Below are 21,706 nucleotides of genomic sequence, written 5' to 3'. Positions count from 1 at the left end.
AACTGCAACTCTGGCGTGCGGTTTGTAATTTCTTTATACGACATAAGTCTAGCCGGCCAGGCGAAGTGGGTTGTCAGTCAATTCATTCCACAAATGCTGAAGTGTCGCGTCCCGCCGCGCAGGCTTCAGTTCACACTCCCACACCACCAGCACCTGCCAGCCCTGTAGTTCCAGGGCCCGCTGGTGCTGCCAGTCCCGCGCCTTGTTACGGCCGAGTTTCCGCTGCCACCATTCCGTCCGCGAGGACGGAATTTTAAAACAGGGACGCCCCTCGTGCGCATGCCAGAAGCAACCGTGCACTAGAACTACAGTGCGGTAGCGTGGCAGTACGATGTCGGGTTTACCTGGCAGATCTGCCCGGTGCAGCCGGAACCTTGCCCCTTGCTTGTGCAGCCATTGCCGCACCATTAGCTCAGGCTTGGTATCCTTGCTGCGGATGCGTGCCATGTTGTAACTCCGCCGTGCAGGTGTAATCTTGTCAGCCATACCAACCCAACCACCGGCTTAGCCACCGCGTTCCGCTTACGCATCCAAGCACTTAATCAGGCAGCCCATTATTTGCAGACCGATCATCCATGACCTCTTCTGGCCCTAATTACACTTCCGAAAATCTCAATATTAGTGAAGTATATTCCAGGCAAGACCTGCGTAATCAGTTTGGTATCAACGATGCCACGATCAACACTGGCGTGTTCCGACCGAGGAATACCAAGTCAGTTTGGCTTTTTGTAACCGAAGAAAAAACAGCCGACAAGACTCAGTATAAAGACAAACTGGATGGCAACATGCTTAAATGGCAAGGTCAGCTGAGTGGCCGCACCGACCAGCTTATCATCAGTCATGAGGCGGAGAACATAGAGTTGCTGGTTTTTTACCGCCGCAACAAATCTGAATATCCTGGTGCCGCCTTCCGTTATCTGGGTCGCTTCAAGTACCATAGTCATCAAGCAGGACATCCAGCTTCATTTGTGCTGTTGGCGGATACGAGAATATCATAGCAGCTTAAAGCGCACCGTGGTGTGTTTATTCGAGGAAATGGTTGAGCGTGCATCTTCGAGGAGATGCATCCTGAGCCCTCCTTTAAGCAAACAATTTTATGGCAGGTCCTATCTGTGCCGCATTCAGTAAAGCATCAGTTGATACGTGGCACCGCATTCAGGAGGGGCATACACTGGGCTATTATCTCGGCGAAGAAACTCTTACTGACCTACTGATCCGTGACCTGCTGCGGCTGCGCCTTCCAGCCTTCGACATTGAGGCGTTTAGCAAGCTCAAAGAAGGTAGAAATGGCGCTGACTGGGAATGGTGGTTCCAAGGCAGTTCAGGAAAATGGATTGGAATGCGGGTACAGGCCAAGGTAATTGATGAGCATAGCCCCCGCTTTGAGCATCTGCATTATCTCTGTCCGGGTAAAACCATTCCTGCAGGTACGCCACCTGAGAAATTCTATCAGTCAGACAAGCTAATTGCGCGGGCTCTCAAAGATGACCCGGCCTGCCCGCGTGTGCCTGTTTATTGCCTGTACAGCTACTGGCAGTCGTTGCCGGCAGTTGGTACCGCCAGCGTGTTATCGTGGCTGCCATTAACAGACAGCAGCTTTGGCTGCTCAATTATGGCTGCCCAGAAGGTAAGGGCATTGCGTGTACCGCTTAAATCAGGCTTGATAACCTACAAGTGTGCGCTATCAGATACCATCAAGGATTCGTGGCCTTTACAATGGCTGGTCTGCTTTCCGTTTGGGTTAACAACTGAGTGCATAGCCACACGCGTGAATTATGCGCTTGGCGTAATGGGGGCGCGCGAGCCGGAAATCAATTACCTGGTTGATGCGCCCCCCGCTTACATTAACCGGCTAGTTGAGCGTCGCAATGATGCCAGGGTATTGGGCAGTGAGGTGACACCGAATAGGGATATACAGCTGCCCTCAGATGTTGCCCGGGTACTTGCCGTCAGGCAAGCGAGGCAGGGGTAGGCATTTGTCCGATGCCGGGTATATCCGCGTAAGCCGTCGATTGGCTACCGTATCTTTGTAGCTATACCAACTACTTACAGCATGTCCCGGATACCATCGGCCTCACCTGTCTCCCGCCAGCTGAATCTGTTCGATGCTACCCCCGTCGATGACGTCGCAGATGTGGCCACGTTGCTGTCCAACCCCGAAAATCAGTGGTTCGACCGTAAGAGCAGCCGCATTGAGCCAGGCAAGCTGGCTGAGTGCATGATTGGCTTGGCCAATGCTGACGGTGGCCGTATTGCTATTGGTATTTCCCAGGGTGTCGTAGAAGGCATCAATGCCTACGAGCGCAAAATCAACGACCTCATCCAGGCCGGTCGGGACCACGCCGACCCACCCGTGCGCAGCGCTGTCCGCTACCTCGATTGCCTCAATCAGAAAGGCAACCCCGATAAGATTCTGATTCTCGACGTGGAAGCCAGTGAGCATATTCACCGCACGCCCCGCGGCAAATGCTTTTTGCGCGTTGGCGACGAAACCCGTGAGTTGGGCCCCACTGAGGAACGCGAGTTGGCCTTTGATAAGCGCGAAGCTTCCTTCGATGACAGCATCGTACCTGGCCTTACACAGGAAGACCTCAACATGGCTATGGTCGAAGAGTATGCCCGCCGCATGGGCAGCCGCGACATAAATACCCTGATGCGCAGCCGCAGCATCTTCCGTAGCCAAGGCTCACGCCCCGGCGTTACCCAGGCCGGCCGCCTCGTCTTTGGCCTCGACACCCCCGTGTGGTGCTACGTGCGCTACCTGCGCTACGATGGCACCGTCGCCGAAACCGGCGTCCGATCCAACCTTCTCGAAGATGTCCGCCTGGAGGGCACCATTCCGGAACTCATTGAGCAAACCCAGCAGCTTCTGCGCGACCAGATTCCCTCGGTTATCCGCCAGACCGGCAACGGGCGTTTTGCCCGAGTACCCTCACTTCCCGAGTTTGCTTGGCTCGAAGCTGTCGTAAACGCCCTCACCCACCGTTCCTATAGCCTCCAAGGCGACGGCGTGCACGTGCGCCAGTTCTCCGACCGCCTAGAAGTGCAGAGCCCTGGCCGCTTACCCGGCTTGGTTCGCGTCCAGAATATTCAGAACGCCCGCTTTTCCCGCAACCCCCATATTGCCCGCATACTGGCCGAAATGACCAACTACGTGCGCGAGCTGAATGAGGGCGTCCGCCGCATGTTCCAGGAAATGAAACAAAGCGGTCTGCGTGAGCCTGAATACCGCATTTCTGATTCCCACGTCTGCGTTATTCTTTACAAGCAGGTTAGCACACCCGTACCGGTTGAACAACTGGCCGAATTGAACCCGTTTCCTGTGCATGTGAGCGGGCGAGTGGCTGAGTTGCTTCCTCAATTGATGCAGTTGTTCAAACACGGAGGCTATGCTTTATCAACCGGCGACGTAGCGCAAGGGTTGAAAGTCAGCCATGCTACTGCTCGCGGTTATCTCAATACTTTGGCCGAGCAGGGTTTACTTCGTCATGATGCTACCACAGCCAAAGATCCGCAGGGTCGCTGGACTGCAGTGGTTGGTCTGTCTGATGAGTCAATAAAAAATGTTGTTGACACTGCATCGAGGTCAGCCGCTGCTAAAGCCAAGCGTCTCGCGTTTCTAATGCCTCAACTACATAAATTATTTCAGCAGAATGTATCTATGTCTACCGGGGAAGTGGCTTTGGCTTTGGGAGTTAGTCACGGCACTGCGCGCAAACACTTGGCTAGGCTGGCTGAGCAAGGAATGCTGCGCCGTGAAGCCAGCGCCCCAAAAGACCCACAAGGTTGCTGGGTGTTTATAGCATCCCCTGAATGGGAACGGCAGTTTCTGGAGTAGCAAAGCGCACTTGATAACATCTAGCTTGTAAAGGCTATTTACAAGCAGGGGTTATAAGTAACAGCCGTATAAGCTCAGAAACACGCTTTTTATCTACTTGTGATAGTTACTTGTCAAGTTTTGTCAAGTTTTGTCAAGTTTGAGAGCTGAACACTGACGCGCGTTTGTCAAAATTGTATATAAGAAAAGCCGGTCCACGCCTACGCGCAGACCGGCTTCTGTTGCCTAATCTTCGCCGATGATTAGCCCTTGCCTACAAACGCGACAGGGTCAGTAATTTCAGCTGAGCCAAATCTGACTGCATCCTTAACCCCAAAACCCGCCATATCCGATTGAGGCACCTCAATAATCGGCGTACCTATCACCGTTTCCCCGAACAGCGGATTGGTCGGCAGCGGCTGGCCGCCGTTGCCATCCGGAATCTGGTTGAACAGGACCAGCTCCTCGCCCGGCGTGCTGGCGGCCAGCGTGTCGCTCAGGCGCTGGGGCGTCACCACGTCCAGCAGGTCGTGCACCAGCAGGGTTTGCGTGCTCACGTCCACGTTGTACGTCTGGTTCAGCGCGTTCATCATGGCAGCGGCCGTCTGGGCGTCGAGCAGGGCCGTGGCCAGGCGGGTAGCGTAAGAGCGGGCTTTGCGGTCAGCTTTGGCCCGCAGGCTGATAGCACGCTTCATGCGCTGGCGAAATTGTTTCTGGTAGGCGGTTAAGGTTGCCATATGGAAAGGTGCCTTGCGGCGTTGAGGTGAAAAAGAAAGCGGCCGGCTCCGGGAAGCCGGCCGCGTGACCGTTGGTGCCAAGCGGTTAGCCCACGTACACCACCGCCAGCGGGTTGCTGCCGTTGTTGTTCAGCGGGTACATCTTGCCGTTCAGCTCCTGGTAGAAGTTGATACCCAGCACGCCCAGCACCACGTCGGTAGCGGCCGGGTCGGCGGGCAGCGTGGCCACGACGCTCTGCGCGCCCAGGGCGCCGCTCAACGGCTGCGGACCCAGCGGCGCGGATACCGTGGCCACGGCAAAGGTTTTGGTGTCGAAGCTGAGCGCGGCTGCGGCGTACACAACCTCGTAGTGGGTGGCGCCCTGCGGGGCCGCCACGTCGGTTTGCGGGTTGATGCCCGCCACGCTCAGCGTTACGTCCCGGCCGGCCAGCTCCACGCCGTAGCCGAAAAACAGCGTCTGGCTCAGGCCGGCCCCGGCGTTGAAGTTGAAGCCCAGCAGGCCCGCCGTGTTTTCTTTGAGCACCTGCCTGCCGCCCCGGTCGTTGTCCTCGTCGAGGCTGATGATTTCGCGCATCTTCTGCGTCAGCCGGGCCACCAACTTCTTGTCGCTGGCCGACTGGATAGCCTGCCGCAGCGCGTCACGTACCAGCTTGCCGGCCGAAGCCGCCTCGCCGAACTCCGAGGCGTTTTCCCGCGTGCGGGCCATGCTGGCCGAGCCGGCAAACGCCGCCTTGTTGGAAGCTGGCTTCTGCCGGATGCTGCCGTCCTTGGCAAACACGAGCCCGCCGACGGTGCCCTGAATGCCGATAATCCCGGTTTGTTGTGCCATGGGTGAAAAGAGAAAAGGAGTGAGGAAATGAGAAGAACTAGGGGAGAAGCGGATGACTCAGCGGGGACAGCCCGAAGCGTAGCGCCGCTTCCCGGCCGCGCTCAGGTTGCGCCAGATAGAAGGCGGCACCGCCGGCGAACAGTGCCACAGCCCACGCCCCTGACGCTGGGCCTGCTGTTGCACGGCCGCCAGTCGCGGCACCTTGTGTCGGGGTGCCCAGGCCCACGCCCAGCCCCGCGCCACCAGCAGCGAGTCCAGAGCTACCGCCGGCCGCTTACCCGTTCCGGGCAGCAGAGCCACCATGGCCAGGGTCCGGCCATACAGGTCCTGCCCGTGCAGGGTCAGGGCCACCAGTTGCCGGGGCGCCAGCAGCCGGCGCACCGAATCGGCCACCTGCCGGCCGTAGGGCTGGCCCAATTCCGGCGCATCTGCCCCGGTCAGGCGCACCCGCAGCACCCGGCCGCCGCTCAGCACGTCGTAGGTGTCGCCGTCGATGACGCGCACCACGCGGCCGGGCTCAGTACGGGGCTCGTTCGTGCCGGAACCGGGGCTACCGGCCGCTGCCGAACTGCCCGCAAGCATGGCGCTCAGAGCCAGGAAACCAACCGCAACCAATCGTAACGTATTGTTTGTCATGGCGCTAAACCTATGGGCTGCACCCGCTTGGTTGTATCTTTGCCTGTCCCGAACGCCCCCACTCTCCCCACTATGCCCCAGGTTTGCATCTACCCCAAGGAGGCGGCCCAGCTCACGGGCACCAGCTACGACGCCGGCAAGCGACTCCTCCAGCGCATCCGCCGCCACCTGGCCAAGCCCGCCCGCTCCTACGTTTCCATCGCCGAGTTCTGCCGCTACACCGGGCTGCCCGAGGCCGAAGTATGTGCCGCCCTCCGCCCGTAGCTGAAGCCAGGCAAAAGCCACCCTCCAGGCACCCTATAGCGCGAAGCGGCCCCCTGCCGCCGGTGTAGCCGGAGCAGGGGGCCGCGTCGTTATGTTGCCAGGCAGCCGCTAGGCTGGCACTCTGTCGTACCAGTCCCCCAGAATCTTCTGCCAGGCATCCAGCACAGCCGGAGCCAGCAGCCGGGCCTTGTCTTTGGCGTAGCGGTCCGTCACGTCTTCCTCGGCGTGCCCCAGTACCAGCTTCGCCAGGGCCTTGTTGCCGTTGCTGACCTGTTTGAGCAGCGTAGCCGCCGTATGCCGGGCCGTGTGGGTGCTAATCACCTGCCAAATGGGGCGCCAGTTGTGCACCACCTTCCCGCCTGTAATCAGCCGGTCGTCCCATTCCCGGTTAAGTCCGGCCTGCTGGGCAATGTCCTTGATGTAGTCGCCGCGCTGCTGCCAGGTACGGGCCGGAAACTGCCAGCCCCACCGCTCCCCGATGTTCACCGCAATAGGGGGGAGGGGCACGGCTGCATCGTTGCCCGTCTTGCCCTGGGCGTGCAGCAGGGCCGGCACCTTACGGCCGTCTTCCAGCGTCAGCGTAATCCGCTCCCGTGGGTCGAACTTCTCCAGATCCTCGTAGCGCCGCCCACTGAACAGCTGAAACAGCCACCGGTCCCGCTCTTCCGCCAGTACGTCCGAAGTCGGCCGCCACCTGATCAGCCGCTGCACCTCCTCGATTTCCAGGTCCAGCTGCGGCGCGTTCTTGGCCGAATACTGCAGCCACGCCATGTCGGCCGGCAGCCCCAGTTGCTCAAGGCATTTGCGCAGCCCGGTGAAATGCACCTTGATGGTGGCGTCCGACTTCTGCAGGTCCAGCAGATGCTGCTGATATTCCTTGGCAATCTTCTGCGTCACCTGTTCCGGCCGCAGGTCAGGCCGCCAGGTTTCCATCATGGTAGCCAGCTGGTCGTACTTGCGCAGGGAGTCTTTGCCCAGGTTGCGGTTTTCTTCCTTCCACTCTTCCAGCACCTGTCGGAACGTGCGGCTGATTGGCTTGACCACCTCTGCCGGTTCAGGAACCTCTTCCACTTCGGGCGGAAACAGCTCAGCCCGCAGCTGCTCCTTGCTCACCTTCTCAAACGGCGCCCGGTCAAACACCGACTCGAAGGCCTGGGTAACGTCCCTGACCCATTCGGCCAGCCGGGAGTTTAAGTACGCCTTGTCGGGGTGGTCACCGACCACCTGCCCCGCCTCCGCGTCCCAAAAGGATTCTTCCTTACCCCGCCGGTTCTTTCCCGTCGGCATTACCAATTCCCCGGTGTCCATCTGCAGTTCCTCCCCGTGCCAGCGCGCCGTCATTCGCACCGGGCAGAAGCCCCGCTTATTGCGCTTGGCCAGCCGCAGGCTCATCCGCACGCTGATCTGTTTCCGGTAGGTAATCTGCTTTGCCATCCTGCCTGTGTCCCGGTATAGGTCCCGTTTTGTGTCCCGGTTTATATCGAAAGATAACCGGAACGCGGAGGAAAGGCAAGGAAGGCAAAAACAAAAAGTGGCTTGGAATGGCCTAAAAACGAAGAAGCCCGCCGGTTATCGGCGGGCTTCTTCCGGTTGTGCGCTCCCTCCTGGGCTCGAACCAGGGACCCTCTGATTAACAGTCAGATGCTCTAACCGACTGAGCTAAGGAAGCGGGTAGCAATTGCTTAGTAGCTGATTGCGGGTGCAATATTACGGCGCGTTGCCGGTTCTCACAACCCTTGGGTAATAATTTTTTTATGGCCGATGGTTAGTTCGTGACATACAGCAAGTTGCCGGATAGCGCCGTGCTGTATTGGCGCAGCGGACGGCGGGCGGGGCCGCTGGTTACCTGCCCGCGCATATCAAACCGGGAGCCGCAGCAAGAGTCGGCCATGAAGAAGCCCGACTTATCGACGGTGACTTTGGCGCAGGCGTTGTACGGCTCGTAGGGACAGTTGCGCTCGAAGGCGAGGTACTGCTGCGCGTTTTGCCGCACCACCACAATGCCACGCACGCCGCCCCCTAGGTACACGTAGCCGTTATCGAAGCGAAGAGCGGCGTATTGCTGGTTGGTGAGGTTGAGTTGCTCGTTTACCACCGCCGACGGTATGCCCGGCTCGGCGGCCGTGTTGGATGAGCAAGCTGCCAAGCCCGCAGCTAGCAACAAGAGAGCAGGCAGACAGAAACGCGATAGTGAATGCATACCGGTACTAACGTGCGCCTGGGTGTTTTATGTTCGGGCAGCGGGCTAGTATTGGTAGAAGCCGCGGCCCGACTTGCGCCCGTGGTGGCCGGCATCCACTTTCTGCTGTTGAATGCGGCTGGGGCGGAATTTAGGATCGTAATGGAAGGCGTGGTACAGCGAGCTGGTTACGGCAAAGTTGGTGTCGACGCCGATCAAATCCATCAGCTTGAACGGCCCCATGCGGAAGCCCGCCGACTCCAGCAGCTCATCAATGGTTTCGAGCGGCGCTACGTTTTCTTCCAGCGCCTTCAGGCTTTCCACGTAATAGTGCCGGGCTACGCGGTTCACGATAAAACCGGGCGCATCGGCGGCCAGCACGGGCTTCTTGCCCAGCGCTACCGCCAGTTGGCGCACCTGTTCGGCTACCTCGGGAGCGGTGGCAACGCCCGAAATAACCTCCACGAGCGGCATCAGCGGGGCGGGGTTGAAGAAGTGCATGCCCACTACGCGCTCGGGGTGGGGCACGGGGGCTGCCAGCTGTGTAATAGGAAAGGTGCTGGTGTTGGAGGCCAGTACCGTGCTGGTGTTATTGATGGCCGCCAGATCGATAAACAGCTGGTGCTTTACGCTCATCTTTTCCACCACGGCTTCAATCACGATGTCGGCCTGCACCTTCTCCAGATCGTGGGTCAGGACGAGGCGACCCAGGGCGGCGTCGCGGTCGGCGGCGCTTATGCGGCCCTTTTCCACCAGCTTACCTAGGCCGGCTTCAATGCCCTGCTGGCCCCGCAGCAGCATGTTCTGGCTTACATCGTAGAGCAAGGTGCGGTAGCCGGCTTGCAGGCACAGCTGGGCAATGCCGGCACCCATGGTGCCGGCGCCAACCACGGCGATTGTTTGGAATGCAGCAGGAGAGGTCATAGCAGGGCCAAAAAAGAAAGCGAGACGCAAGATATTGCGTCTCGCCTCAATGCAGCAGGCGCGGGCACCTAGGGCCTAGTGAATGGCCTCGAACTGGCGCAGGAAGCGCATGTCGTTTTGGGTGAACAGGCGCAGGTCTTTGATCTGGTACTTGAGCATGGTGGGGCGCTCCAGGCCCATGCCGAAGGCAAAGCCGGAGTAACGCTCGGGGTCGATGCCGCAGTTGCGCAGCACGTTCGGATCGACCATGCCCGCGCCCATAATCTCGACCCAGCCGGTGTATTTGCAGATGTTGCAGCCCGCGCCTTTGCAAATCAGGCACGAAATATCAATCTCGGTGCTGGGCTCGGTGAAGGGGAAGTAGGAGGGGCGCATCCGCATCTTCACGTCCTTGCCGTAAAACTCCTGCGCGAAGTAGTAGATGGTTTGCTTCAGGTCGGCGAAGCTCACGTTTTCGTCGATGTACAAACCCTCGATCTGGTGGAACACCATGTGCGCGCGGGCCGAAATGGCCTCGTTGCGGTACACGCGGCCCGGCATGATGCTGCGGATGGGCGGCTTCTGGCTTTGCATCAGGCGCACCTGCACGGTGCTGGTGTGCGTGCGCAAGAGGTGATGAGGTGATGAGGTGACAGGTGACACGGCGCCATCCGCACCTGTTACCTGTTCCGTGTCACTTGTTACCCCATCCGCCAGGAAAAAAGTATCCTGCATTTCGCGGGCGGGGTGGTTTTCGGCGAAGTTGAGGGCCGAAAAGTTGTGCCAGTCGTCCTCAATTTCGGGCCCCTCGGCCACGTTGAAGCCGATGCGCGAGAAGATGCGCACGATTTCGTCGCGCACCAGGCTCAAGGGGTGGCGCGTACCGAGGGCGCCCGGCACGGGCGGCAGGGTGTAGTCGTAGCCCGGGTCGGCGGGTTGGGTTGCGGCTTCGTCTTCGAGCTGCTGGCGGCGCTGGTCGAATTTATCCTGCGCCAGCTGCTTCAGCTGGTTTAGCTGCTGGCCCACGGCGCGGCGGTCTTCGGCCGCTACCGTCTTGAGCTGGTCGAACAGGTCGGCCAGGCGGCCTTTGCGGCCCGTGTAGGCAATGCGAAACTGATCGAGCTGCTGCGCCGTCGAAACGTCGTAGCCCTCTATTTCCTCCCGAAGCTGTTGAATCGTGTCCTGCATAACAAAAGCAAAGATAGGTTGCGGGTGCGCTTTTGCGGCCCTAGGTGCATAATTGCCCGGCAAGCCAAGCCAAAGGCCCGACCCTTTGCGGCGCGCATACGTATCAGGCGGGTACGTTTTCTTCACCTAGCCCTACGCCCCGCTGCATGGTACGTCGTTTACTGCTGCCCCTGTTCCTGATGCTAGCCGGCGTAGTGGCCGAGCTGCCTGCCGAAGCCCAGAGCCGAGCCCGCACCGGCCGCGGCTACCGCGCCCGCACGCAACCCCGCTCCTCCGACGACGTGAGGCTGGCGCCCGGCATGCGCCTGGGCAGGCCCCTGGCCCTCACCACCGACTACATGGGCCGCCCCATCAAACCCAAGGCCAAGCTCACCTCCACGCCGGCAAAACCGAAGGGCACGGGCGCCACATCCATGTCGGCCGGCAGCCGCCGAGCCGCTAGCCGTGCATCCGATACCAAAACCCCGGCCGCCAAGCCGCGCCGCCGATGAACTGTTTTGGATAGGGTGCGGTTGCGCATGAACTCGCCGGCCGGCGAGGCAGCATAATGAACTGATTGTCGGGCTTGTACCTGCTTAACCAGAACCGTAAATTCCCTTTCCACCCCCACGTACTCTCCTAACTCGCTATGAAACGCTTCGCTTTTCTTGTACTAGCCATGGGCATGGCCGCTGTTTCGGCGGAAGCCCAACAAAAAAAGACATCCAGCAAGGGCAACGACGGCTGGGGTAGCTCCGGCGGTGGCTGGGGCAGCTCGAGCGGCTGGGATGCACCGGCCCCCAAGCCCGCCGCTAAGCCCAAAACCACTACCACCAAGGCTACCGCTACGCCCAGCGCTGCGGCTACCAACGGCGCCACGGCCGCACCGGCCGCGGGCAACGCAACCGCCACCACGCCCGCCGGCGGCACCGGCGCCGCCGGCGATGCTTCGCAGGCCATGGGCGGGCAGGGCACAGCCGGCGTTACGGGCAACGCTGCCAACGGCGGCTTCGGCGACGTTGGCTCCGGCGACCGTACGCCCGAGCGCATCGAAGGCATGAGCGTGGCCCCGGGCCGCCCCCTGATGCCCTCGGGCCGCACCCGCTCCGACTACATGGGCCGCCCCATCCAGCCCAAGCCCTCGATGCGCCCCCGCAGCACCGACAACAACCAACAAACCGACCTGCTAAACACCGCCCCCGGCCAGCGCCCCTAGGTGGGGCCCCAACCGGGGGCACGGCAGCACCTAGGGCCACGGGCCCGGGTGGCAAGCTTAAGCCGAGGCTGTTTCAGCCTCGGCTATTTTTTTGTTTGCGGCGGCCGGGCGGGCCTGGTAGCGCAGCGTCGAGCAGTTGTCGGGGCGGAGCACTTCGCGGGCGGCTGCCAGCACGTGGGCCGGCGTAACGGCCTGCACGCGGGCGCTTTCTTCGTTTACCAGGTTAGCATCGCCGATGAGCTTGTAGTAGGCTAAGTTCATGGCGCGGTGCAGAAGCTCTACTTCGCTGAACACGATGCTGGCCTCGGCCTGGTTTTTCACCTTTTCCAGCTCCTCGGCAGCTATTTCCTGGTGGCGCAGCTCCTCCACCACCTCCGTTACGGCCGCGTCGGCTTCTTCCAGGCTTACGCCTTCGTTCAGCTTGCCGCTGATTACAAACAAGCCCGGCTCCAATGAGCCCGACACCGAAGCCGATATGGAGTTGAACAACGGCCGCTCCTTTACCAGGCGCTGGTACAAGCGCGACGATTTGCCGCGGCCTAGCACGTCGCTCAGCAAATCGGCGGCCTGGTAGGCCTCGTCGGCGCGGCTGGGCATGTGGTACACTTTGTACAGGGCGCTCAGCGGCACATCGGCCTCCACCGTGAGCAGGCGGGCTTCCGTCTGGCGCGGCTCCTGGGGCAGCTGCCGCTCGTAGCGCGTGCCGGCCGGTATGGGGCCAAACCACTTTTCGGCCAGGCGCTTCACTTCATCCAGGCTCACGGCGCCGGCCACCACCAAAACGGCGTTGGCGGGCGAGTAATGCTTGGCAAAGAAGTCGCGCACCTGCTGCATGGTGGCGTTTTCGATGTGGCTGATTTCCTTGCCGATGGTGGCCCACTGGTAGGGGTGGTGCTGGTAGGCGAGGGGCCGCAGCTTCAGCCACACGTCGCCGTATGGCTGGTTGAGGTAGTTTTGCTTGAACTCCTCTACCACCACTTTGCGCTGCACCTCCAGGCCGTTTTCCGAAAACGCGAGGCTCAGCATGCGGTCCGACTCAAGCCAGAAACCGGTTTCGATGTTCTGGGCCGGCACCGTGAGGTAGTAGTTGGTGATGTCGGGCGAGGTGAAGGCGTTGTTTTCGCCGCCCACGCGCTGCAGCGGCTCGTCGTACGACGGAATGTTGACGGAGCCCGAAAACATCAGGTGCTCAAACAAGTGCGCAAAGCCCGTTTGCGCGGGGTCTTCGTCGCGCGAGCCTACGTTGTAGAGGATGTTCAGCACGGCCATAGGCTGCGTAAAATCTTCGTGCACAATGCAGCGCAGGCCGTTGTCGAGGGTAAATTCCTGGAATTGTATCATGAGAAGCGGTAGGTGCGGGCGGGAAACGAACGTGTCAAGAAGCTTAACCTACGAAATAGGTGGCAGGTTCGGGTGCAGCCCGATACACGCGAGGCTTACAGCGTGGCCTGCACGCCCAGCAAAACGGTGCACAGCGTTGGCCGCACAAACAGGTAGTACTCGGGGCATAGCAACTGCATACAGCGCCCGAAGATAGCAGCACCGGCACATGCGGCCCCAAACCGATGGGCCTTCGGCTCAACCTTCTACCTTTGCCGCCACCCATTTCCCCGAACCCGCTCCACCCAATGACATTCGACCGCAAAGACTACTCGAACGACGAGCTGCTCCGCCTGTACGAGGGCCTGCTGAAGCCCCGCATGATCGAAGAGAAAATGCTTATTCTGCTGCGCCAGGGCAAGGTAAGCAAGTGGTTTTCGGGCATTGGGCAAGAGGCCATTTCGGTGGGTAGCACCCTGGCCCTGCACCCCGACGAGTACATCCTGCCGCTGCACCGCAACTTAGGCGTGTTTACGTGCCGCCAACTGCCCTTGGATCGGCTGTTTGCGCAGTGGCAGGGCAAGAAAACGGGCTTCACGAAAGGCCGCGACCGGTCTTTCCACTTCGGCACCAACGAGCACCACATCGTGGGCATGATTTCGCACCTAGGGCCGCAGCTGGCCGTAGCCGATGGCATTGCCCTGGCCTCGGTGCTCGATAACGAAGGCAAAGTAACGGTGGTGTACTCCGGCGACGGCGGCGCTTCCGAAGGCGACTTCCACGAGGGCCTGAACGTGGCCGCCGTGTGGCAGCTGCCGGTTATTTTCATTGTCGAAAACAACGGCTACGGCCTCAGTACGCCCAGCAACGAGCAGTTCCGCCACGGTTACTTCATCAACAAAGGCCCGGCCTACGGCATCGAGGCTGTGCAGGTAGATGGCAACAACGTGCTGGAGGTGTACGACACCGTGCGCCGCCTTGCCGAAGACCTGCGCCAGAACCCGCGCCCCGTGCTGCTGGAGGCGCTTACCTTCCGGATGCGCGGCCACGAGGAAGCCTCGGGCACCAAGTACGTGCCGCAGGAGCTGTTTGAGGAATGGGGCCAGAAAGACCCCGTGGAAAACTTCGAGCGCTACCTGCTGGAGCAGGGCGTGCTCGACGAGGAAGCCAAGCAGCGTTACCGCCGCACCATCAAAGACGAAATCGACGAGGCCTGGCGCGTGGTGTTCGACACGCCCGAGGTAACGGCCGACACCGCCGAGGAAGTGGCCGATATGTACCGCCCCTTCGCGGCGCCCGACCAGGCACCGGCCCTAGGTGCCGCCAGCACCGAGAAGCGCTACGTAGATGCCATTTCCGATGGCCTGCGCCAGAGCATGGAGCGCTACCCCGAACTGGTGCTCATGGGCCAGGACATTGCCGAGTATGGCGGCGTATTTAAAGTGACGGATGGCTTTGTGCAGCAGTTTGGCAAAGGCCGCGTGCGCAACACGCCCTTGTGCGAGTCGGCCATTGTGGGCGCGGGCCTGGGCCTGAGCATTCGGGGCAAGAAGGCAATGGTAGAAATGCAATTCGCCGACTTCGTTACCTGCGGCTTCAACCAAATTGTAAACAACCTCGCCAAAAGCCACTACCGCTGGGGCCAGAACGCCGACGTGGTGGTGCGCATGCCCACCGGCGCGGGTTCGGCCGCCGGGCCGTTCCATTCGCAAAGCAACGAGGCGTGGTTTGTGCACACGCCGGGCTTGAAGGTGGTGTACCCCAGCACGCCCTACGACGCCAAAGGCCTGCTCGCCGCCGCCATCGAAGACCCCAACCCGGTAATCTACTTCGAGCATAAGCTGCTGTACCGCTCGGTAAGCGAGCCGGTGCCCGACGAGTACTACACCGTGCCCATCGGCAAGGCCCGCTTGGCGCGCGAGGGTGCCGACCTGAGTATCATTACCTACGGCCTAGGGGTGCACTGGGCCACCAAGCTGGCCAACGAAATGCAGCTCGACTGCGACATCCTGGACCTGCGCAGCCTGCTGCCCTGGGACCAAGACGCTGTGCGCGCTACCGTGGAGAAAACCGGCCGCGTCATCATTCTGCACGAAGACACGCTTACCGGCGGCATTGGCGGCGAAATTGCCGCCTGGATTGCCGAGCACTGCTTTACCGCGCTCGATGCGCCCGTGCAGCGCGTGGCTTCGCTCGATACAGCTATTCCGTTTGCGCCGGCCCTGGAGCAAAACTTCCTGGCCGAAAGTCGCCTGCGGCAGTACCTCGAAAAGCTGCTTGCCTACTAAATCGGGCACAAAGGCCGGGGATATTCTCCGGCCTTTGTATTTTTCGAACTGATTGTACTTTACTTACCCCCTGCCATTTGTGATGGAGCTGCTTCGGGTGCGCCGGCTGGGCTGGCTGTTGCTGGTGCTGATGTTGGTAGCCGGGCCTGCGCTGCAAAGCTGCCGGCCCTACCGCTTGCCCAACCCCTCGGGCCCGGTAACCAAAAAAACCAAGACCAAAAAGAAAGACCCGGAGGCGACCGAAATGGCCGACGGCTCGACGGGTACGGCCAGTACCGAAGCTCCCAAAATTCAGAAGAACAGCTACGACAAAAACGGCCTGCTCAAAAAGCCGAAGTACAAGCGCCGCCGCTTGGCCAAGCCCGGCGAGAAGTTCATCCTGGGGGTGCGCATTCCGGCCTGGCCCTGGATTTCGTTTAAAAAGAAGAACAAGACCCGCGTGCCCAGCACCGTGCCCTCGCGCTCGAGGCACTACCCCAACAAGGCCAAAAGCGCCCCGGCCGACACCCCCGATAGCAATTAACCCATTCGCTCTATGCTGCTTCGTTACGCTTTAGTAATTACCCTGGTGTGCGGCGCTGCTACGGCGGCTTCGGCTCAGGAGTCGGTTGTTAGCCCAAACCCAAAGAAAGAAGCGCGCCGCTCGTTGCGCGATGCCCGCAAGTACCCGGCCGCCGAGGATTTGCGCCAAAGCCACCTGGCCGTAACCAAGCACGACCTGCGCCCCGGCGAGAGCGGCCGCCTGCGAAACCCAAAAGACGGCAGCGAGCGTTACAAGTTCGATAACTCCGGCACGCCGCGCGTGAGCGACCAACGCCAGCGCGTGGGCCTGGGCTTATCGAAACCCAAGAAAAAAATCAAAGCAACCGAATAAATGCAGTGGCATCTGCTTACCCAGCCCGAGCAGCTCGACGACATCGTGCGCGAGTCGGCTCAGCAACCCGTCGTCATTTTCAAGCACAGCACCAGCTGCTCCATTAGTGCCATGGCCAAAAGCCGGCTGGAGCGCCAGTGGGCCGAGGCGGGCCTAGGTGACGTGAAGCCTTACTACCTCGATCTGCTGCGCTTCCGGCCCATATCCAACCAGATTGCCGAGCAGTTCGGCATCCGGCACGAGTCGCCGCAGCTGTTGCTGATCCGCAACGGCGAGTGCCGCTACGACGCCTCGCACATGAGCATTCAGCTCAATGACGTGAAGAAGAAACTGGCCTAGGTCGGCCTAGGTGCAGCACCGCAAAAGGGCCGCCTTTTACCGCTTCGGGCCGTGTGCCCAAAACCGGTAAAAGGCGGCCCTTTTTATGGGGCAACGCAAGCGCGGTTAGCCCTCGTAGGAGAACTGAACCGACTGACGAATTTCCGGGTTCAGGCTAAGAGCAACGGGGCAGGTGCGGGCGGCGTTTTCCAGCACCGTGCGGTCTTTGGCCGAAAGGCTGGCCGGCATCCGGAACTTCACCTCGATTTCGGCGATGCGCCGCGGCTCGGAGGCCATGTGCTTGGTTACCTCGAAGGTGACGCCGCTGAGGTCGAGGCTGCTGCGCTCCGCCACGATGCCCATGATGGTCATCATGCACGAGCCAAGCGCCGCGCTTACCAAATCGGTGGGCGAAAACGCTTCGCCGCGGCCGTGGTTATCTACCGGGGCATCGGTTTGGATGGTGGTGCCCGAGGCCACGTGTTGGGCTTCGGTGCGCAGCTGGCCGGCGTAGCGGGCGGTGGCGGTGCTCATATAATCTTCAGAACTTACAGACGGATGCGTTCAAATTTACGTACTTTCGGAGAGGCCCGCTTCGTGGGCGCAGCCCTTTCTCATTTGCACCCTATGCCAGCTTCTACTGCCGTGCGTACTCCGCTCTTGTTTGCTGTGCTACTCGCGGCTGCCGGCCTGGCCGCCCCGGCCGCGCACGCGCAGGAAGCCCAGGATGGCCCCGCGTACCAGAAAGAATTCACCTACGGCATCAACCTGAACTCCAACGCCGGCCTTATTGGCGGCGCGGCCGTGCGCTCCACGCATTTGCTGAACGACGACTGGGCGCGTTTTTGGATGATTGAGGGCGTGGAGGTGAAAAACCGCAAGGAGCAGCGCGCCCAAACCTACGTGGGCGGGGTGTACGTGCTGGGCAAAAGCAACTACCTGTTTGTGGCGCGCCCGAGCGTGGGCTTGCAGCGCGTCATCTTCCGGAAAGCGGCCGAATCGGGGGTGCAGGTAAACGGCCTGGTGGGCGCCGGGCCCTCGTTGGGCCTGCTGATGCCCTACTACGTGTACTACGACTACACGCCCGCACCCGACCCCAGCAACCCCAGCCCGCGCGAGGATATCCGCTCGGAGCAGTACGACCCCGGCAAGCACAGCGACCCGAACCGCATTTACGACCGCGCGCCGCTGTTTACCGGCATCAACGAGTTGAAGCCCAACATCGGGGCCCACGTGCGCGGGGCTTTCACGTTTGAGTACGGCCGCTACCGCGACGCCGTGGCGGGCCTGGAGGCCGGCGTGTTGCTAGAGGCTTATACCAAGCGCCTCACGGTACTGCGCGCCCTCAACACCCCCGACCGGCAAATCAACGACAACGTGTTTTCGTCGGTGTACGTGACGCTGTACATCGGCCAGCGCAAGTAGTTGCTGCTTTGGCTGTTGCCGGCCAAAGCTGCTACAAGCACCTAGGGTTTTGAACCAGCCATTACGTGGGTTTGGTTGCGGCTATGCGGCCGGCAGCCAAACCCACGCTTTGTTGGGTGGTTACTGACTACCAACAACCCAATACCCACTACCTTTGCGGTATGGATACTCTCCTGACCTTACCCGTAATACAACCCGAAGCGGCTGCCCCGGCCAAGCCCCGCAAGCCCGATTGGCTGCGCGTGAAGCTGCCCGTAGGCGAATCGTACGCCAACGTGCGCCGCCTCGTGGACGAACATAAGCTGCATACCATCTGCGAAAGCGGTAACTGCCCCAACATGGGCGAGTGCTGGGGTGCCGGCACGGCCACGTTCATGATTCTGGGCAACATTTGCACGCGCTCGTGCTCGTTTTGCGCCGTGGCCACGGGCCGCCCCACCGAGTACGACCTCGACGAGCCCCGGCGCGTGGCCGAGGCCATTAAGCTGATGGGCGTGAAGCACGCCGTAATCACCTCCGTAAACCGCGATGAGCTGAAAGACCGCGGCGCCAGCGTGTGGTACGAAACGGTGGTGCAAACCAAGCAGCTCTCGCCCGAAACCACCATCGAAACGCTCATCCCCGACGTGAAAGCCAACTGGGATGCGCTGCACACCATGATTGCCGGCGGGCAGGAAGTGGTGTCGCACAACATCGAAACGGTGGGCAGCCTCTACCGCCTGGTGCGCCCGCAGGCCAAGTACGACCGCAGCCTGGAGCAAATCCGCCGCACCAAGGACGCCGGCAAGCGCACCAAATCGGGCATTATGCTGGGCCTCGGCGAAACCAAAGACGAGATGTACCAGGCCATGGACGACCTCGTGGCCAACGGCCTCGATATCCTCACCCTAGGTCAGTACCTGCAGCCTACCAAGCGGCACATCGAGGTGGCCGAGTTCATTCACCCCGATCTGTTTGCGCACTACCGCGAAGAGGGCCTGCGTCGCGGGCTGAAGTACGTGGAGAGCGGTCCGCTGGTGCGCTCGAGCTACCACGCCGAGCGCCACGTAAACGTGCCCATTTAACCCTCGGCTACCTAGGGCTGCCCCTAGGTGATGCGCAGCAAAAAGCCCCGCTCTTCGGCCGAGGAGAGCGGGGCTTTTTGCTGCGGTAAGTTGCGCTAGCGCAACACGCGCAGCGCCTGCTGCCGGCCATCGGCGGTAACCAGGCGCAACACGTAGGTGCCGGGCTTTAACGCGCCCAGGTTTTCGAGCATGGCCGTTTGGGCGGCAGGTGCCAAGGTGGTGGTGCACACGCGCTTACCTAGGGCATCGAGCAGCTCAACGGTGGCGACGCTGCGCAAGGGTTGCGCCAGGCGCAGTTGGAGCCGGTTGCCGAAGGGCACCGGGTAGGCCGCCACGCCCAGCTCGGCAGTGCGAGGTGCTTGACCCGAAAGCACCGTGAACTCGTAGGCGCCTAGGTCGGGGCTGGTGCTGGGCCGGAGGGTGCCGGCCACATCGGCGGTTACTTCGGGCAGCGCCACGCCTTTGCTTTTCAGCAGGCCGTTGGTAGGGCGCAAATCGGTGGCCGATACAAATTTGGGGTCTTCGGCGAGGCTCTTGGCATCCTGGCTGGTGGCCGTGCGCCATTCCGGCAGGGCCGCGTGCTCGAAAGCCGTGGTGCGGCCCACAAACCCGCCGGTGCTGTTGGCCAGGTACAGGTTGTTGTAATCGATTACCGAGCCCGCACTGCCGGCTGTGGCCGTAAGGAAGTACAGCACGTAGTGCTTGCCTGCGGTTTGGGCGCCCGTGAGGTTGGCGAAGATGTTGTTCCGAATGTCAACCTTGCCCCCGGTTGCTGCCGAGCCGCTCGATTCGAAGGCCGCGCTGATGAACTTGGCATCGGTGCCGGCATTCACCTGTACGGTGTTGTGCCACAAGGCAATTTTGGTGTCGGCGTTGGTGCCGGTAGTGGTCAGGTGAATGCCGCGCAACAAGCGGTTGGCCGGGGTAGTGGTGGCGTTGAAGTCGCGCACCACGCCCGAAATGACGTTGTTGTAGAGGTAGATGGTTTGCGGACCCACCGTGTGCGGCGCCACGGCCAGCCCGTTGGCCGAAATCAGGGTAGAGGGGCTGGTGGCGCTGGCAAAGCGCACATCCGAAATGCGGTTGTTGTAGAGGCGGCTGGCCGCGGCATCGGTGCCCTGCAAACCCAGGGCCTGGATGCCGTACACCGCCGCGTTGCTGGAGTGCACGCCCCGGATGAGGTTGTCGTGCACGCTCAGGTGGTATTGGTTTTCCAGCTGCATGCCGTAGCTCAGCGTGGCATTGCCGATGTCGCCGGGTGTGCCGTTGCCCACCTGCACCCGCGCCACCTCGTTGTCCATGTCGGGGTAGGCGGTTTCGGCGCCCAGCAGCCACACGCCGCTGTTGGCGTTGCTGATTTTCAGATCGTGGTAGTAGTTGCCGATGCTCACGCCCGTGCCTGCCGTGGGGGCGCCGGCGCCGTACGCCGCGCCCGTGCCCTGCAACAGCTCCACCGAGTTGATGGCGCGGTTGAGCGTGATGCTGGCGTTGCGAATGATGTTTCCCTGGGCGCCGTCGGTGGGGGAGGCGTTGCGCACGCGGTAGCCGTAGAGCGGCCCGTTGCCGGGGCCGGCTTGCACATCAATCCCGTCAAACGTCACGTAGTCGGCGCCGGCCAGGTCGATGGCCGCGGCGCCGGTGCTTAGCTGCACCACCGGGTTGGCACCCGCCCCGGCCCGGCGAAACACGATGCGCGCCGTGGCCGTGCCACTGGCCTGCAGGGGCGGCAAGGCCTCGCCGAAGGTCTGGCCTGCCGCTACCTCGAAGGCAACAGCACCGGCCGCCCCCGCCTGGTTAAGCCGCTCGAAGGCTGCTCGCAGCGAGGCAAAGTTGGTGGCGCTGCCCGGCCGGGTGTTGTCGATGGTGTAGGTGCCGGCGGGTAGCGGCTGCACCGTGCTGGCGGTAAGCACCACGTTGTCGATGGCGGCGGGCATTTGGCTCCCCGACGACGCGTTGTTGCCCCAGGTGAAAACGAGGCGGCGCGTGGTGCCGGCCAGCGCGGCGCCACCGGGGAGGGGCAGCGTGAGGCGGGCGTAGCTGTTTTGCTGGCTGAGCGGCGCGGTGGTTACGAGCACCGCGTTGGCGCTGGCCGACGGCTGAGCTCCCGCGGTGGGCGTAAAGTCCTCTGGAGCTAGGTACACGCGCAGCACGTCGTTGGGAGCCACGTCGCCCTGGTTTTTCCAATCAAACGAAAGCTCGAATACGTTGTGGCCTGCCGGCAGCGCCACCGTGCGGTACAAGTGCGATACCGACGTGGTGCCGAGGTCGTATTCGTGCGTGGTGCCGTTGTCTTTGGCTACAAAGGCCGCTTTGCTGCCTGCGGTGGTAGGGCCGTTGCCGGGCACGCTGCCGGCAAACCACTTGTTGGCCGCGGCGTTGGCCGCCGTAAAGGAACCGAAGTCGGCGCCTTCAAAATCTTCCGAAAACACCACGGTTTGGGCTTGTAGCGCCAGCGGAAACCACAGGCCGAGCAGCGGCAGCCACAAGCGCCGGGTGGGTAAATGTGTTGTCATGTAACAAAAGCAGATCAAACGGGAATAATCCGCGCAAATTAGGTTTTTTACTGTCCGGCTTCGCGGCGTTTATGGTGTAACAAGGCAGTGGGCTGCCTCCGAGCCGCCGCGGGCAGGGCACAAAAAAAGCCCCGCCAAGGGGCGGGGCTTTTTGCG

The 21,706-nt window shown here is 61.4% G+C and carries 23 protein-coding genes and 1 tRNA gene; 12 read left to right on the top strand and 12 right to left on the bottom strand.

What is annotated here, in order from left to right; translation table 11 throughout:
- Positions 1 to 48: 48 nt before the first annotated feature.
- Positions 49 to 486 carry a very short patch repair endonuclease gene (locus tag OIS50_RS13330; protein ID WP_264691129.1) on the bottom strand — a complete coding sequence of 146 codons (438 nt, stop codon included), beginning with the start codon at positions 484 to 486 and terminating at the stop codon, positions 49 to 51.
- Between the two features lie 89 nt (positions 487 to 575).
- On the opposite strand from OIS50_RS13330, the gene OIS50_RS13325 reads away from it, so the two are divergent.
- The 3 genes from OIS50_RS13325 (at position 576) to OIS50_RS13315 (ending at position 3,838) form a co-directional block, all read left to right on the top strand.
- Positions 576 to 998: a DUF3427 domain-containing protein gene (locus OIS50_RS13325; RefSeq protein WP_264691128.1), complete on the top strand. Its 423-nt coding sequence runs from the start codon at positions 576 to 578 to the stop codon at positions 996 to 998.
- A gap of 98 nt (positions 999 to 1,096) precedes the next feature.
- The gene (locus OIS50_RS13320; protein WP_264691127.1) at positions 1,097 to 1,972 is read left to right on the top strand and encodes a DUF6615 family protein; all 876 of its coding nucleotides are present in this window, start codon (positions 1,097 to 1,099) and stop codon (positions 1,970 to 1,972) included.
- An 81-nt stretch (positions 1,973 to 2,053) separates the two neighbouring features.
- Positions 2,054 to 3,838: an ATP-binding protein gene (locus OIS50_RS13315; protein ID WP_264691126.1), complete on the top strand. Its 1,785-nt coding sequence runs from the start codon at positions 2,054 to 2,056 to the stop codon at positions 3,836 to 3,838.
- 242 nt (positions 3,839 to 4,080) lie between these two features.
- Here OIS50_RS13315 and OIS50_RS13310 read toward each other — a convergent pair whose 3' ends face one another.
- From OIS50_RS13310 to OIS50_RS13300, 3 genes are all read right to left on the bottom strand, one after another.
- Positions 4,081 to 4,554 (bottom strand): hypothetical protein, encoded by a 474-nt coding sequence (locus OIS50_RS13310; RefSeq protein WP_264691125.1) that lies wholly within the window; start codon positions 4,552 to 4,554, stop codon positions 4,081 to 4,083.
- Between the two features lie 85 nt (positions 4,555 to 4,639).
- Positions 4,640 to 5,383, bottom strand: coding sequence for a hypothetical protein (locus tag OIS50_RS13305; RefSeq protein ID WP_264691124.1), 744 nt, complete (start codon positions 5,381 to 5,383; stop codon positions 4,640 to 4,642).
- 57 nt (positions 5,384 to 5,440) lie between these two features.
- Positions 5,441 to 6,019 carry a thermonuclease family protein gene (locus tag OIS50_RS13300; RefSeq protein WP_264691123.1) on the bottom strand — a complete coding sequence of 193 codons (579 nt, stop codon included), beginning with the start codon at positions 6,017 to 6,019 and terminating at the stop codon, positions 5,441 to 5,443.
- Between the two features lie 72 nt (positions 6,020 to 6,091).
- Here OIS50_RS13300 and OIS50_RS13295 point away from each other — a divergent pair, with 72 nt between their 5' ends.
- A complete protein-coding gene (locus OIS50_RS13295) occupies positions 6,092 to 6,283 on the top strand; it encodes a hypothetical protein (protein ID WP_089332422.1) in 192 nt (63 codons plus the stop codon).
- 108 nt (positions 6,284 to 6,391) lie between these two features.
- Here OIS50_RS13295 and OIS50_RS13290 read toward each other — a convergent pair whose 3' ends face one another.
- From OIS50_RS13290 to pheS, 5 genes are all read right to left on the bottom strand, one after another.
- Positions 6,392 to 7,717 (bottom strand): site-specific integrase, encoded by a 1,326-nt coding sequence (locus OIS50_RS13290; RefSeq protein WP_264691122.1) that lies wholly within the window; start codon positions 7,715 to 7,717, stop codon positions 6,392 to 6,394.
- Between the two features lie 161 nt (positions 7,718 to 7,878).
- Positions 7,879 to 7,952 (bottom strand) — tRNA-Asn (locus OIS50_RS13285).
- Positions 7,953 to 8,048: 96 nt separating this feature from the next.
- On the bottom strand, positions 8,049 to 8,429 hold the full coding sequence (locus tag OIS50_RS13280; RefSeq protein WP_264691121.1) for a QcrA and Rieske domain-containing protein: 381 nt from the start codon (positions 8,427 to 8,429) through the stop codon (positions 8,049 to 8,051).
- Positions 8,430 to 8,528: 99 nt separating this feature from the next.
- A complete protein-coding gene (locus OIS50_RS13275; RefSeq protein WP_264691120.1) occupies positions 8,529 to 9,386 on the bottom strand; it encodes a 3-hydroxyacyl-CoA dehydrogenase NAD-binding domain-containing protein in 858 nt (285 codons plus the stop codon).
- A gap of 75 nt (positions 9,387 to 9,461) precedes the next feature.
- Positions 9,462 to 10,553: a phenylalanine--tRNA ligase subunit alpha gene (gene pheS, locus OIS50_RS13270; RefSeq protein WP_264691119.1), complete on the bottom strand. Its 1,092-nt coding sequence runs from the start codon at positions 10,551 to 10,553 to the stop codon at positions 9,462 to 9,464.
- A 146-nt stretch (positions 10,554 to 10,699) separates the two neighbouring features.
- Between pheS and OIS50_RS13265 the strand changes: the two genes are divergently transcribed.
- Together OIS50_RS13265 and OIS50_RS13260 are read left to right on the top strand one after the other, a co-directional pair.
- Entirely contained in the window at positions 10,700 to 11,044 is a 345-nt protein-coding gene (locus tag OIS50_RS13265; protein ID WP_264691118.1) for a hypothetical protein, read from the top strand.
- Positions 11,045 to 11,181: 137 nt separating this feature from the next.
- Positions 11,182 to 11,748, top strand: a complete 567-nt coding sequence (locus OIS50_RS13260) for a hypothetical protein (RefSeq protein ID WP_264691117.1) — start codon at positions 11,182 to 11,184, stop codon at positions 11,746 to 11,748.
- Between the two features lie 57 nt (positions 11,749 to 11,805).
- Here the strand turns inward: OIS50_RS13260 and OIS50_RS13255 are convergent, their stop codons facing one another.
- The gene (locus OIS50_RS13255) at positions 11,806 to 13,089 is read right to left on the bottom strand and encodes a M16 family metallopeptidase (protein WP_264691116.1); all 1,284 of its coding nucleotides are present in this window, start codon (positions 13,087 to 13,089) and stop codon (positions 11,806 to 11,808) included.
- Positions 13,090 to 13,376: 287 nt separating this feature from the next.
- Here OIS50_RS13255 and OIS50_RS13250 point away from each other — a divergent pair, with 287 nt between their 5' ends.
- The 4 genes from OIS50_RS13250 to ytxJ all read left to right on the top strand — a co-directional run bounded on the left by OIS50_RS13250 (position 13,377) and on the right by ytxJ (position 16,569).
- On the top strand, positions 13,377 to 15,356 hold the full coding sequence (locus OIS50_RS13250; protein ID WP_264691115.1) for an alpha-ketoacid dehydrogenase subunit alpha/beta: 1,980 nt from the start codon (positions 13,377 to 13,379) through the stop codon (positions 15,354 to 15,356).
- 79 nt (positions 15,357 to 15,435) lie between these two features.
- On the top strand, positions 15,436 to 15,879 hold the full coding sequence (locus OIS50_RS13245; protein ID WP_264691114.1) for a hypothetical protein: 444 nt from the start codon (positions 15,436 to 15,438) through the stop codon (positions 15,877 to 15,879).
- Between the two features lie 12 nt (positions 15,880 to 15,891).
- Positions 15,892 to 16,230, top strand: a complete 339-nt coding sequence (locus OIS50_RS13240) for a hypothetical protein (RefSeq protein WP_264691113.1) — start codon at positions 15,892 to 15,894, stop codon at positions 16,228 to 16,230.
- Positions 16,231 to 16,569, top strand: coding sequence for a bacillithiol system redox-active protein YtxJ (ytxJ, locus tag OIS50_RS13235; protein ID WP_264691112.1), 339 nt, complete (start codon positions 16,231 to 16,233; stop codon positions 16,567 to 16,569).
- A gap of 105 nt (positions 16,570 to 16,674) precedes the next feature.
- Here the strand turns inward: ytxJ and OIS50_RS13230 are convergent, their stop codons facing one another.
- Complete coding sequence (locus OIS50_RS13230) at positions 16,675 to 17,082, bottom strand: OsmC family protein (protein ID WP_264691111.1); 408 nt, start codon at positions 17,080 to 17,082, stop codon at positions 16,675 to 16,677.
- Positions 17,083 to 17,175: 93 nt separating this feature from the next.
- Between OIS50_RS13230 and OIS50_RS13225 the strand changes: the two genes are divergently transcribed.
- Positions 17,176 to 17,973 (top strand): hypothetical protein, encoded by a 798-nt coding sequence (locus OIS50_RS13225; RefSeq protein WP_264691110.1) that lies wholly within the window; start codon positions 17,176 to 17,178, stop codon positions 17,971 to 17,973.
- Between the two features lie 161 nt (positions 17,974 to 18,134).
- The gene (lipA, locus tag OIS50_RS13220; RefSeq protein WP_264691109.1) at positions 18,135 to 19,037 is read left to right on the top strand and encodes a lipoyl synthase; all 903 of its coding nucleotides are present in this window, start codon (positions 18,135 to 18,137) and stop codon (positions 19,035 to 19,037) included.
- A 95-nt stretch (positions 19,038 to 19,132) separates the two neighbouring features.
- Here the strand turns inward: lipA and OIS50_RS13215 are convergent, their stop codons facing one another.
- A complete protein-coding gene (locus OIS50_RS13215) occupies positions 19,133 to 21,550 on the bottom strand; it encodes a T9SS type A sorting domain-containing protein (RefSeq protein WP_264691108.1) in 2,418 nt (805 codons plus the stop codon).
- Positions 21,551 to 21,706 lie beyond the last annotated feature (156 nt).

The organism is Hymenobacter sp. YIM 151858-1 (assembly GCF_025979705.1).
Classification (GTDB): domain Bacteria; phylum Bacteroidota; class Bacteroidia; order Cytophagales; family Hymenobacteraceae; genus Solirubrum.
The sequence above is the reverse complement of the archived record's forward strand: the minus strand, read 5'-3'. Positions and strand labels throughout refer to the sequence as shown.

Coding starts and splice junctions, on each gene's coding strand:
- OIS50_RS13320 (WP_264691127.1), top strand. CDS start 1,097: ATGGCAGGTCCTATCTGTGCCGCATTCAGTAAAGCATCAGTTGATACG.
- OIS50_RS13290 (WP_264691122.1), bottom strand. CDS start 7,717: ATGGCAAAGCAGATTACCTACCGGAAACAGATCAGCGTGCGGATGAGC.
- OIS50_RS13240 (WP_264691113.1), top strand. CDS start 15,892: ATGCTGCTTCGTTACGCTTTAGTAATTACCCTGGTGTGCGGCGCTGCT.
- pheS (WP_264691119.1), bottom strand. CDS start 10,553: ATGCAGGACACGATTCAACAGCTTCGGGAGGAAATAGAGGGCTACGAC.
- OIS50_RS13230 (WP_264691111.1), bottom strand. CDS start 17,082: ATGAGCACCGCCACCGCCCGCTACGCCGGCCAGCTGCGCACCGAAGCC.
- OIS50_RS13255 (WP_264691116.1), bottom strand. CDS start 13,089: ATGATACAATTCCAGGAATTTACCCTCGACAACGGCCTGCGCTGCATT.
- OIS50_RS13215 (WP_264691108.1), bottom strand. CDS start 21,550: ATGACAACACATTTACCCACCCGGCGCTTGTGGCTGCCGCTGCTCGGC.
- OIS50_RS13305 (WP_264691124.1), bottom strand. CDS start 5,383: ATGGCACAACAAACCGGGATTATCGGCATTCAGGGCACCGTCGGCGGG.
- OIS50_RS13275 (WP_264691120.1), bottom strand. CDS start 9,386: ATGACCTCTCCTGCTGCATTCCAAACAATCGCCGTGGTTGGCGCCGGC.
- ytxJ (WP_264691112.1), top strand. CDS start 16,231: ATGCAGTGGCATCTGCTTACCCAGCCCGAGCAGCTCGACGACATCGTG.
- OIS50_RS13325 (WP_264691128.1), top strand. CDS start 576: ATGACCTCTTCTGGCCCTAATTACACTTCCGAAAATCTCAATATTAGT.
- OIS50_RS13315 (WP_264691126.1), top strand. CDS start 2,054: ATGTCCCGGATACCATCGGCCTCACCTGTCTCCCGCCAGCTGAATCTG.
- OIS50_RS13330 (WP_264691129.1), bottom strand. CDS start 486: ATGGCTGACAAGATTACACCTGCACGGCGGAGTTACAACATGGCACGC.
- OIS50_RS13225 (WP_264691110.1), top strand. CDS start 17,176: ATGCCAGCTTCTACTGCCGTGCGTACTCCGCTCTTGTTTGCTGTGCTA.
- OIS50_RS13265 (WP_264691118.1), top strand. CDS start 10,700: ATGGTACGTCGTTTACTGCTGCCCCTGTTCCTGATGCTAGCCGGCGTA.
- lipA (WP_264691109.1), top strand. CDS start 18,135: ATGGATACTCTCCTGACCTTACCCGTAATACAACCCGAAGCGGCTGCC.
- OIS50_RS13260 (WP_264691117.1), top strand. CDS start 11,182: ATGAAACGCTTCGCTTTTCTTGTACTAGCCATGGGCATGGCCGCTGTT.
- OIS50_RS13250 (WP_264691115.1), top strand. CDS start 13,377: ATGACATTCGACCGCAAAGACTACTCGAACGACGAGCTGCTCCGCCTG.
- OIS50_RS13310 (WP_264691125.1), bottom strand. CDS start 4,554: ATGGCAACCTTAACCGCCTACCAGAAACAATTTCGCCAGCGCATGAAG.
- OIS50_RS13295 (WP_089332422.1), top strand. CDS start 6,092: ATGCCCCAGGTTTGCATCTACCCCAAGGAGGCGGCCCAGCTCACGGGC.
- OIS50_RS13300 (WP_264691123.1), bottom strand. CDS start 6,019: ATGACAAACAATACGTTACGATTGGTTGCGGTTGGTTTCCTGGCTCTG.